This window comes from Bellilinea sp., assembly GCF_053501535.1.
On sequence record NZ_JBRCOK010000154.1, the window covers coordinates 1 to 10453 of the forward strand.

Consider the following 10453-nt stretch of genomic DNA (forward strand, 5'->3'; position numbering starts at 1 on the left):
CAGTGCGCGGCTGCCCTGCGCGCTGACCCGCGCGACCCCGCCGCTTACCAGCAATCCCAGCGCGCTGTTCAGCAGACCTTCCTGCAGGAACTGCCGGCGTTACCGCTTTACTTCCGATTGCAAATTACCCTTGCCAGCCCGCAGCTGTGTGGCGTCCAGATAGACGCCAGCGCGCGGAGCGTGTTGTGGAACATTGAAACCTGGGACAGGGGCGAGGGCTGCCGGTGAGCGAGGGGTGAGTTTGACTCCGGCTGTTTTTTGGGTTATAAAAAGACAGTCATATATAGTCATGCAAAAGATCATAAGGAGGTGTAATCATGGCAGCCATTGCAGGCATTGCCAGGCCTGGCGAACAAAATCGCGTTGTTCGCATGATTGAAAAAATTGCCCATCGTGGCAAACGGGGTAAAAAACTCATTCGAAATCATCGTGCCACATTGTACGCGTGTTGGCAGCCGGTTGAAAGGCGATTGGTGCCGCCCAGCCTGGAAAAGCAAGCCGTTTGGGATGGATTTTCAGCGCCGCTGCCGGAAATGAAGTTCATAGCAGCCAGCAAATATCCATTTGCCCTCGCTGCACTTGCCGGCGACGAATTGATCATCGCCCGTGATCCACTGGGGGTCAAGCCTCTCTATTTCGGGAAAGATGGAGACAGCCTGGTCTTTTCTTCGGAGGTTAAAGCCCTTTTGCCCATTACAAAGGATATTCATGAATTCCCGCCGGCAACCGTTTATACGACCGCTCAAGGCTTCCGAATTTATAAAACCTTCAAAACCAGCATTAATCAGGCTGCCAGCGAAAATGAACTGGTAGCCGGTTTGCGCCTGCGGCTGGAGCAGGCAGTCATCCGACGAATTGTATCGGATGAAATGGGCTGCTGGCTTTCGGGTGGTCTGGATTCTTCAGCCATTGCAGCCGTAGCCAGACCCCATGTGCGCAGTCTGCACTCTTTCGTCAGCGGTGTTGAAGGTGCAGAGGACGTAGAATACGGACGGCTGATGGCGACTCACCTCAATACCATCCATCATGAACGCATTGTTACCTTAAAGGAGATGCTTGAAGCGCTGCCACAGGTCATTTATCACCTCGAGTCCTTCGATGCTTTGCTGGTACGTTCATCCATTACCAATTACTTGACTGCTGAGATGGTAGCAGATTACACCGGCAGTGTCTTTTCCGGCGAAGCCGGAGATGAACTGTTTGCCGGTTATGATTATCTCAAGTCACTCCCGATAGAAAATTTGCCCGCCGAATTGGAAGATATCCTTCAACGGCTGCACAATACGGCCCTGCAGCGGGTGGATCGCTCCGCTCAGGCGCACAGTGTGGTGCCGCTTGTCCCGTTCACCGACCCGGATCTGGTGGAGTTTGCTTTGAGCATCCCGCCGCATTTCAAACTGTACCGCCGCGGTGATGAAATCATCGAAAAGTGGATTTTGCGTCGAGCAGTGGAGGATTTGTTGCCTGCCTCGGTGCTGTGGCGGCCGAAAGCCAAATTCTGGCAGGGTGCCGGCGTGCAAAATCTGATTGAAGAACATGCCAATCAACAGGTCAGTGATGCCGATTTCAAGCGCGAGCGGCGGTTGCCCAACGGTTGGGTTCTTAACTCGAAAGAAGAATTGTTTTACTACCGCATCTTCAAAGATCACTTCGGCGATCTGGAAAATCTGGACTGGATGGGACGCACCAAAGGCGCCCCCATGCAGTAATTCTCTCTAACAGGCATCATTTTTATTCCGGAAAAAGGTGCGGGTTCTTGAAGGGAATCAACGCCAGGATTACGGGCTGCTCGTAATAAGCGGCGCGGTCAATCACATCGCCAGTCAGCAGTCCCACCGCACCGTTTTGCTGTTTGGAATTTTGCCGCCCGAACAGGCGGTCATCGGCTTCGCCCAGTTCCACACCCTGCCGCACCAGATCCGCCAGCGCAGGCGGCAGGTCGAAGGTGGCGCTGCGGGCTTTGCCGCAGCCTCCAGCGGAAAGAATCACCACCCATGCAAACGCGCTCATCGTCCCGTCTTTTTCCTCAACGCCGCCTTCCACTCCGGCCCAGTAATCCGCAGCCGGCAGTTGCCGGCGGGCGGCACGGGCGCGGTTGAGCGCGCCTTGCAGGGTTTCGGCATCGCTCAGCGGTTGAATGCCGACTCCGCTGGGTACGTTGACCGAAATCACCTCAATCTGGGAATGCGGGAACATGCGCTGGAAGCCGCTGCGTACGGCTTCGATCTTCACCGGATTGTGCGAAGCCACCACCAGCCGAACCGGTAATACTTCTTCCGCCTCGTTCATGGTTTAACCGCCCGCGTGGCAATGTAGGAAGGAAGATACTCGCCCAACACACTGGTCGGGTCAATATCCTCGTAGAAACCGGTCAGCACAAAGCCGGCGGCCAGCTGCCCGCCGATCTGCTCTTCCAGCGAATGACTCCATTCCAGCGGCATCCCCTCATCCATGAGCTGCTGTAGTTTTTCGGGCGGAAGGTGAGTCAGGTCGGCATAGGGCAGTTTGTTTTTGACCACCAGCCGACCCTGATCCAGTTCGTCAAAGTCGAACAAGTACAGCACCGGGTTGTTGAATCCGGCCAGCAGCACCCCGCCGCGGCGCAGCACGCGGCAGGCTTCGCGCCACACCGCTAAAATCTCCGGTACGAAAATGTTGGAAACCGGATGAACGATCAGGTCAAAGCTGGCGTCATTGAACACGGAAAGGTCGCGCATATCACCTTCCACCAGCGTCAGGTTCAGGCCTTCCCGCTCGGCAACCAGCCGGTCCTGCGCCAGCTGCGCCGGGGAGTTGTCGAAAACGGTTACTTTTGCCCCGCAGGCGGCCAGCAGGGGGCCCTGCTGCCCACCCCCCGAAGCCAGACACAAAACATCCGCCCCGGCCAGCGGCGGGAACCAATCGGCAGGCACGAAGCGGGTTGGGGTGAGCAAAATGTGCAGTTCACCCCTGCGGGCGGCGGCAACTTCTTCGCTGCTGACCGGTATCGTCCACGGGTTTTGGCGGGCAACCTGCCGGTTCCAGGCTTCACGGTTGTAAGTGCGGATGTCCATGAGTTCCTCAAAATCTCCTTTGTCTAAAATGTTCGGCTTGTCCTCGCAGCGCCGTGTGCATCCATTACCCGCCTTCCAGGCGGTAACCGTAGCCGCGCACGGTGAGGATGTAACGCGGTTCATCCGGCTGGGGTTCGATTTTCTTGCGCAGCAGAAAGATGTAACGGCGCACGGTGGTGGTGTTTTCCTGCCGGTATGCGCCCCACACTTCGCGCACCAGCTCGGTTTCGGCAACCGCTTTGCCGGCATTGCGCGCCAGCACCTCCAGTAAACGAAATTCGGTCGGGGTGAGCGTCAGTGGCTGACCGCCACGGCGTACTTCGCGCCGGTCCAAATCCACTTCCAGGTCGCCAATTTGCAGGATATTTCGCTCCGAAAGCGGTTTGTGTCGGGCGCGGTTCAACACCGCCTGAATGCGGGCGTTCAATTCGGCAAAACTGAACGGTTTGGTCAGGTAATCATCTACCCCCAGACCAAAGCCGCGCAGTTTGTCTGCCTCGGAGCTCTTTGCGGTGAGTAGAATAATCGGCACATCTGAAAGTTCGCGCAGGCGGGCGGTCACTTCCCAGCCGTCCATGCCCGGCATCATCACGTCCAGCACGACCAGATCGGGGTGTTCGCGGTAAGCCTGCCGCAGAGCTTCATTGCCGTTTGCGGCAGCAATCACGGAATACTTCTCTTCGCGCAAAAAGTCCTGCAAAAAACGCAGCAGAGTCGGATCATCATCCACTACCAGTATCTTGGTCACGGTGTTTTTCCCTCCTCCTGGGGTGATCCTTCCGGTTCGCCAACTTCGGCCAGCGGCAGCCAGCAGGTGAAGCAGGCTCCGCCTTGCGGGTGATTTTCGGCGCGTACCTCGCCCTGCATGGCTTCCACCAGCCGGCGGACAATGTACAGGCCCAACCCATGTCCGTAGATGGTGCGGTTGTCTTGACTGTCGTGGCGGTAGAACTGCTCGAAGAGGTGCGGCAGGGCATCCTCCGGCACCCCCGCGCCGTGATCGCGCACCTGCAGCCAAAGCCGGCCGTTCTCCACCCCGGCGGACACCTCGATCTCCCCCTCAGGGGCATACTTGAAGGCGTTATCCAGCAAATGGAACAGGATACTGGTGAGCGCCTGTTCGTCAGCCAGTACCGCCGGCGAGCCGGGCGGCAGCAGCCAGCACACCCGGCCGGCATCCGGCAGGTGGGCAATCTGGTTTTGCAGGGCGGTATAAATGCGGCTGACCGGCAGGGGAGCCGGGTAAAGCGGCAGTTTACCGGCATCCAGCGCCGAAAGGTCCAGGATGGTTTCCACAAAATGGGTCAGGCGTTCGATTTCTGCCTGCACGAGGGCGATGATCTGGCTGCTGCGGCCGGAAAGCGGGCGCGTGCCGTACATCAGCAGTTCAATGCCGCTTTTGATGTTGGTCAGCGGGGCGCGCAATTCGTGCGAAACCAGCGAAACAAAGTCCGATTTGAGCCGGTCGAGTTCGCGCAGCATGCGGTTTTGCGCCTCCAACTGCTGATAGGCCTGACTGAGGTCGGCGGTTTTTTCGGCAACGCGTTGTTCCAGTTCGCGGTTGAGCCGCTCCAGCTCGGCGCGGTCTGCAGCAATCCGCTCGTAGGCGGCCTGCAGGGCGGCCTGCTGGCGTTTTTGCAGGCTGAGGTCGTGAGCCGTGCCGGCAATCATCAGGCGTCGGTCACCGGAAGAAAGTACCGGGCGCAAGGAAAGAAAGACCGGCAAAAGTTCGCCATCGCGGCGCAGCAGCACCGTTTCACCCGACCAGCCCCGTCCTTCGCCTTGTTGTTCACTCTTTGCCAGATCCAGCCACGAATACGCCCCGCGCGGCTCCGGCAGCAAATCGGCCAGGGTTCGCGTGGTCAGTTCCGCCTCGCTGTAACCGCTGGCCGTCGAAAGCGCCGGGTTGACCAGTGTAAGCCGCCCGTTTTCGTCACAAATAAAAGCCGGCTCCGCCACGCTCTTGACCAGCCCGGCGTACTGCTCGTATTCAATTTCACCGGTGACCAATCCCTGACGGGCGATCAGCCCCAGCGCCAGTAAAACCGTCACCCACAACACCGGCTGGTTGAGCTGGTTGTTCAACTGCCAGTCCAGCAGCACAAACCAGCCCAACAGCAGCACCGCCAGGATGGGCAGCAGGCTTTGCAGACGCGCCAGGCCGCCCTGTAAGAAAAAAGGAGCCGATGGGCGGTGTTTTCTGGAGGGATCGAGAATCACCGCGGCGGAAGGCGTGCGCAGCAAGGCAGCCAGCCAGAGCGCATCCCCCACTGCCCAGCCGAGATCGGTAACCGCGCCAATCTGATAACTGCCCTGGAGCAGCGCCGAGGCATACAATGAATCGGTCAGCGTGTAGACCACCAGAGCGGCAATCAGCCAGCCAAACGGCAGTGCCGGCCGCCGCGCATCGCTGATCAGGAGCAGGTTGATCACCACCAGCAGCAGTCCCAGATCGGATAAGGGGTAGAGAATGCCCAGCGGGTTGCCGCTGGCCGGCGGCGCATCCAGGCGCGGCTGAACGGCCAGCAGGTAGATCAGCGCCAGCGATGCCAGCGATGTGAGCGTAATATCCAGCCAGCGCCGCAGCCGGCTGCCGGAAGAAGGCCGCGGCCGCGGCAGATTTGCCAGACCGCCAGCTGCAAGCACAGCGCCCGGCAGATAGAGCACATCGCAAAGATTGGGTTGCGCCAAAAAGCCCGGCTGTAGCCCCAGCAGCATCATGCGCAGCAGGTCATTCAAGGCCCATACGCCCAAACCCAGCGCCAGTAAGGTGTAACCCCGCCGCGCTTCACTTTGAACGATGCCGCTCAGCCAGCCGGCGGCTGCCGCCGTTGCCGCCCCGGCGGTCAGGATGGACAAACTCCCCAGCCAGTAACGCTCCCAGGCGTTGGTAGAACCCCACAGCAGCCAGGCAGCGTAAAATGTCAGCAACAGGCTGATTGCCAGCGGAAAACGCATACGCTGCAGTGTTTGGCTCATGCTTGTATTGTAGCAAGCCAGGCAGGCCACTGCAAGCCATCGGCGGATGGCATCAGGGCTTCTCAACGTCGAAAACGGTCAAACTTCAGCCAGCGGGTGATGACCGATGTCTGTTCGGAATAATTCACTGATGAGTCAAATCGAGCGCTTTTGCCCCCTCCTGCGCCTCCCCCAATCTCGCCAACGCGATATTGGGGGAGGTCGGTGGGGGTTCGTTCGTTGAAAAAAAACGCCTTTCAACCATTTTACAGACGCAGGTTCATCCTTGACTTTTCGGACGGTTTATGACATACTCAAATCACCTTCATGGTGGATTGCACCACCTCAAGAGTCGCCATCCTAACGAAGAGGAGGTGATGCTGACAATGGCAGATAGTAGTAGTAAGCGCATGGCTGCGGCATCCCTCCTCGCTTCCCGATAAAGGTTGCCGCAGCCAAAGAAAGGCAGAAACCGCCCGCAAGGGCGGTTCTCTGTTTTTGCCGGGTATCTTATAGTACAATCCAGCCCATGAGCAGCACACGTAAACAAATCTTACTGACCAACGATGACGGGATCGAATCACCCGGCCTGTGGGCAGCCGCCGAAGCGCTGGCGCGGCTGGGTTTTGTGACCGTCGCAGCCCCGCGCGACCAGTACAGCGGCGCCGGGCGCAGCCATCCCCTGCAGGCGGACGGCATCATCACCCCGCGTTCTCTCCAAATCGGCCGTCAGATCTGGACAGCCTACGCCATCGGCGGGTCGCCGGCGCAAACCGTCATGTTTGCCATCCTCGACCTGATGCCGCGCAAACCCGATCTGGTGGTTTCGGGCATCAATTATGGGGAAAATGTGGGCAGCGGCATCACCGTTTCGGGTACACTGGGCGCCGCGCTGGAAGCCGCCAGTTTTGGCATCCCGGCGCTGGCGGTTTCCCTCGAATTGCCCAGCGGGGAGTATTACTCACACTCGCGCGAGGTGGATTTTTCTACCGCGGCTTACTTTACCGCCTACTTTGCCGAACGATTGCTCAACCTGCCCCCCCAGCCGGATGTGGACGTGCTCAAAGTGGAAGTGCCCGCCTCGGCCACCCCGCAAACCCCCTGGCAGGTCACCCGGCAAAGCCGCCAGCGTTACTTCTTCCCCATCTCCAAACGCAAGGACGGGTTGGAAAGCCCGGCGGATGTGGACTTTATCATCAAGGTCGAGCCGGATGAAGTTGAGCCGGACAGCGATGTGTATGTCATGCGGGTAAAAAAGCAGGTGGCGGTGACGCCGCTGAGTCTGGACATGACTTCACGCCTGCCGCTGGACGGGCTGGAACGAACCCTGCGCGGCAGCGGGTAATTTTATCCGTTCGGGGTAAATTAATTCCCCATCTACTTAAGCATTTTCGGCCCCCAGCTGCGCCTCCCCCAACATTGCATCAGCGATGTTGGGGGAGGTGGGAGGGGGTTCGTTGCGACCCTCGCTAAGTTTTGTACTTGTACCGCAAGTTAATGCGGCTTTTCGGGCGGTTTCAATCCAACGGTTTGCGCTTTCGTTCCGGCAGACTGCTGAGAAAGACCTGCCCGGCGTCATAATCCAGCACCTGACCGGTGCGCTTCAGCCACACCAGTTCTTCATCCCGAATGGCGTGGCTGCCAATCAGATCCACCGATTCGATAAACTGGCCGCTGGCGAGGTCTTGAAAGACGTTTTCTCCCCAATCCACCACCACACGGCCGTCTTTCAGCACCAGCACCCAGCCCCGATTGAGGGCAAATCCTTCCGGCATCGCCGCACCTTCGCCGCAGGCTGCGGTCAGGCAACGGCTTTGACGAATGACCCGAAGGTAGTGGTGCGCAGTTTTTCCACCAGTTGATCCTGCGCTTCGCACCACAGCGGGCGAATCGGGCAGTCATCGCCGAACGGGCAGGCATCCTTGGAGTAGGTGCATTCGTTCAGCGCAATCGGCCCATCAATGGCCTCCACCACTTCCAGAATGGTAATTTCATCCGCCGGGCGCGCCAGGGTCACACCGCCGTGTGCGCCGCGCGAGGTGTGAATCAATCCGGCTATCGAAAGCTGCGAAATGATCTTTGCCAGAAAAGAGGGGGGAATTCGCTGTTCCTCGGCAATCTGGCTGGTTGCGGCGCGCTGATTCGGCTCCAGTTTGGCAAGGTAGTACATTGCCCGCAGGGCGTAATCTGCCTGACGTGTGATTTGCATGGCTTTCATTCCTCAATATTCAATTTGGGTAGGAATACTCTGGTTATATGTTCAGTTTATGGAAAAGACTGTGGTGGTGCAAGTGACAGAGGTCACCATTCCAGTTGACATTCAGCGTTTGCTGGACAATTTTTATACAATTCCGGTAAAATGGGCACATGGCAACCTTTAACTTCCACTACCCTATCGTTGTTCGGTATGGCGACCTTGACCCGCAGTGGCATGTCAACAACGCCCGTTTTCTCGTCTTTCTGGAACAGACCCGGCTGGCGTATGTCCAGAACCTCGGTTTGTTTGATGGAAAGGACTTTTTCAAGCTCGGCATGATCGTTGCCGATGTGCACATTGCCTACCGCGCACCAATTCAACTGAATGAAGCGGTGCGGGTGGGAATGCGGGTGACCCGCCTGGGCAGCAAGAGTTTTCAGACCGAGTATGTCATCGAAAATCCACAAACCGGCGAGGTCAAAGCCACTGCCGAGATCATCATGGTCACCTTTGATTACTACCAGAACCGCAGTATTCCTATTCCCGACCACTGGCGTGAAAAAATTGCCGCTTTCGAGGGCATTCCGCCCGGCCCAACCCCCGCCTGAACCCTTGTAAAGGAAAACCCATGAAAACACTCCCTGAAATCAACAGTGCCGAACTGGTTGACTTTTTAACCGGCTTGCTCAACACCCCCAGCCCGTCCGGTTACACCGAATCGGCCGTTCTGTATACGGCGGCTGCGCTGCAGTCCATCCCCGGCCTCAGCTACCTGCGCACCCGCAAAGGCGCCCTGTTGGCCGTTTTCCCCGGCGAACAGGCCCTTCAGCCGCGTGCCCTGACCGCCCATGTGGACACGCTGGGCGGCATGGTCAAGGAAATCAAAAGCAACGGCCGGTTGCGACTCACCCGCATTGGCGGCATTCCGTGGAATGCCATCGAAGCCGAAGGCTGCACTGTTTTTACCGTGGACGGCAAAGCCTACCGCGGCAGCGTGCTGCCGGAGAAGGCCTCGGTACATGTCTATGGCGAGAAAGTTTCCTCCACGCCGCGTGATGAAACCAGCATGGAAATCCGGCTGGACGCCCGCACATCCAGCGCAGACGAAACCCGCGCGCTGGGCATTCAGGTGGGCGATTTCGTCGCCTTTGACCCGCGCGTTGAGGTGCATAACGGCTTCGTCCGCTCGCGCTTTCTGGATGACAAAGCCGGTGTGGCCTGCATTGTGGCCGCCTTCCAGGCCCTGCAGCGCGCCGGTTTGCGTCCCAAACAAACCACCTACGCGCTGATCAGCAATTATGAGGAAGTGGGTCACGGCGCTTCGACCGGTTTCCCCGCCGAGGTGGGTGAACTGGTTGTGGTGGATATGGCGGCAGTCGGCGAAGGGCAGACCTCGGATGAATTTCACGCCACGCTGTGCGTCAAAGACTCCGGCGGGCCGTACGATCACGCCCTCAGCACCCACCTGCGGCGGCTGGCCGACCAGTACCAGATTCCCTACAAAGTGGACATTTACCCCTACTACGGCTCGGACGGCGGCGCACTGCTGCGCAGCGGCGCTGACTTGCGCGTTGCGCTGATCGGCCCCGGCGTGGATTCCTCTCACCACTACGAGCGCACCCATCTGGATGCGCTGCTGGCGACCACGCGCTGGATTCTGGCCTACCTGCTGGCCGATTGAGCCGTTCAACGCCGTAAAATGACCGCGGTGGCATCCCGGTATACCTCGCGCCAGCCGGCTTGCTGAAGGGCCTGCCCCAGGGCTTGTTCAGCCGGGATGATCACCCAATCCACGCCATAGCGGGTCAGAACCTGCTCCCAGCCGGGGGCAAGGGTGATGGCCGTTTCGTATTCGCGGGTCAATGCTTCGCCGTAAAAATCGGTCTGACCGTCAATAAAGACGCGGTAATCGGGATACAGGCGGTAAAGCAGGTAACCGCCCCACGGAAAATGGTTAAACATACGCCCGCTCTGCGGGTTGTGCTCCAGCCAGTCCACCGCCGCCACCGGAAAAGTTTGCGGGTCAAAGCGGTTGACCTGGTGCACGGCCGGGACGAACAGAAGCAAGAGGATCAAAACCGTCACGCTCAGCGGAATCCAGACCACCCCGCGCAGCTGATCTTCCACCGTCGCGACGGCTGTTTCGATTTTTTCCCAGCGCCAGCCGCGAACTTGCTGCGCCAGCGCCGTGGAAAGGATGGGCACTGCAACCACCGCATACAGCGGGATGTTGCGCGCGCTGAAC

General features: G+C 58.8%; 11 protein-coding genes and 1 pseudogene. 5 read left to right on the plus strand and 7 right to left on the minus strand.

Annotated elements, in window-relative coordinates:
* Both ACWIZX_RS14190 and ACWIZX_RS14195 read left to right on the plus strand, forming a co-directional pair.
* On the plus strand, positions 1-228 hold a 228-nt coding region (locus ACWIZX_RS14190; RefSeq protein WP_448336241.1), incomplete at its 5' end, for a hypothetical protein.
* Between the two features lie 89 nt (positions 229-317).
* On the plus strand, positions 318-1709 hold the full coding sequence (locus ACWIZX_RS14195; RefSeq protein WP_448336242.1) for an asparagine synthase-related protein: 1392 nt from the start codon (positions 318-320) through the stop codon (positions 1707-1709).
* 22 nt (positions 1710-1731) lie between these two features.
* Here ACWIZX_RS14195 and yjjX read toward each other — a convergent pair whose 3' ends face one another.
* The 4 genes from yjjX to ACWIZX_RS14215 form a co-directional block, all read right to left on the minus strand.
* The gene (yjjX, locus tag ACWIZX_RS14200; RefSeq protein ID WP_448336243.1) at positions 1732-2289 is read right to left on the minus strand and encodes an inosine/xanthosine triphosphatase; all 558 of its coding nucleotides are present in this window, start codon (positions 2287-2289) and stop codon (positions 1732-1734) included.
* Positions 2286-3053 carry a class I SAM-dependent methyltransferase gene (locus tag ACWIZX_RS14205; protein WP_448336244.1) on the minus strand — a complete coding sequence of 256 codons (768 nt, stop codon included), beginning with the start codon at positions 3051-3053 and terminating at the stop codon, positions 2286-2288. The genes yjjX and ACWIZX_RS14205 overlap by 4 nt, the downstream gene beginning before the upstream one ends.
* A gap of 64 nt (positions 3054-3117) precedes the next feature.
* Entirely contained in the window at positions 3118-3801 is a 684-nt protein-coding gene (locus ACWIZX_RS14210; protein ID WP_448336245.1) for a response regulator transcription factor, read from the minus strand.
* The gene (locus ACWIZX_RS14215; protein WP_448336246.1) at positions 3798-6032 is read right to left on the minus strand and encodes an ATP-binding protein; all 2235 of its coding nucleotides are present in this window, start codon (positions 6030-6032) and stop codon (positions 3798-3800) included. The genes ACWIZX_RS14210 and ACWIZX_RS14215 overlap by 4 nt, the downstream gene beginning before the upstream one ends.
* Before the next feature lie 508 nt (positions 6033-6540).
* Between ACWIZX_RS14215 and surE the strand changes: the two genes are divergently transcribed.
* A complete protein-coding gene (surE, locus tag ACWIZX_RS14220; protein ID WP_448336247.1) occupies positions 6541-7356 on the plus strand; it encodes a 5'/3'-nucleotidase SurE in 816 nt (271 codons plus the stop codon).
* Between the two features lie 172 nt (positions 7357-7528).
* On the opposite strand, the gene ACWIZX_RS14225 is transcribed toward surE, so the two are convergent.
* Together ACWIZX_RS14225 and ACWIZX_RS14230 are read right to left on the minus strand one after the other, a co-directional pair.
* Positions 7529-7786 (minus strand): hypothetical protein, encoded by a 258-nt coding sequence (locus ACWIZX_RS14225; protein WP_322793171.1) that lies wholly within the window; start codon positions 7784-7786, stop codon positions 7529-7531.
* 26 nt (positions 7787-7812) lie between these two features.
* Positions 7813-8220: an RrF2 family transcriptional regulator gene (locus ACWIZX_RS14230; protein WP_322793172.1), complete on the minus strand. Its 408-nt coding sequence runs from the start codon at positions 8218-8220 to the stop codon at positions 7813-7815.
* 158 nt (positions 8221-8378) lie between these two features.
* Between ACWIZX_RS14230 and ACWIZX_RS14235 the strand changes: the two genes are divergently transcribed.
* Both ACWIZX_RS14235 and ACWIZX_RS14240 read left to right on the plus strand, forming a co-directional pair.
* On the plus strand, positions 8379-8816 hold the full coding sequence (locus ACWIZX_RS14235; protein ID WP_448336248.1) for an acyl-CoA thioesterase: 438 nt from the start codon (positions 8379-8381) through the stop codon (positions 8814-8816).
* A gap of 20 nt (positions 8817-8836) precedes the next feature.
* The gene (locus tag ACWIZX_RS14240; protein WP_448336249.1) at positions 8837-9889 is read left to right on the plus strand and encodes a M42 family metallopeptidase; all 1053 of its coding nucleotides are present in this window, start codon (positions 8837-8839) and stop codon (positions 9887-9889) included.
* A gap of 5 nt (positions 9890-9894) precedes the next feature.
* Here ACWIZX_RS14240 and ACWIZX_RS14245 read toward each other — a convergent pair.
* Positions 9895-10453 (minus strand): annotated as a pseudogene (locus ACWIZX_RS14245) (hypothetical protein); the annotation flags it as partial.

Bases quoted from the DNA above. Each gene is read 5' to 3' on its own strand.
- ACWIZX_RS14195 (WP_448336242.1), top strand. From the start codon at position 318: ATGGCAGCCATTGCAGGCATTGCCAGGCCTGGCGAACAAAATCGCGTT.
- yjjX (WP_448336243.1), bottom strand. From the start codon at position 2,289: ATGAACGAGGCGGAAGAAGTATTACCGGTTCGGCTGGTGGTGGCTTCG.
- ACWIZX_RS14205 (WP_448336244.1), bottom strand. From the start codon at position 3,053: ATGGACATCCGCACTTACAACCGTGAAGCCTGGAACCGGCAGGTTGCC.
- ACWIZX_RS14215 (WP_448336246.1), bottom strand. From the start codon at position 6,032: ATGAGCCAAACACTGCAGCGTATGCGTTTTCCGCTGGCAATCAGCCTG.
- surE (WP_448336247.1), top strand. From the start codon at position 6,541: ATGAGCAGCACACGTAAACAAATCTTACTGACCAACGATGACGGGATC.
- ACWIZX_RS14225 (WP_322793171.1), bottom strand. From the start codon at position 7,786: ATGCCGGAAGGATTTGCCCTCAATCGGGGCTGGGTGCTGGTGCTGAAA.
- ACWIZX_RS14230 (WP_322793172.1), bottom strand. From the start codon at position 8,220: ATGCAAATCACACGTCAGGCAGATTACGCCCTGCGGGCAATGTACTAC.
- ACWIZX_RS14235 (WP_448336248.1), top strand. From the start codon at position 8,379: ATGGCAACCTTTAACTTCCACTACCCTATCGTTGTTCGGTATGGCGAC.
- ACWIZX_RS14240 (WP_448336249.1), top strand. From the start codon at position 8,837: ATGAAAACACTCCCTGAAATCAACAGTGCCGAACTGGTTGACTTTTTA.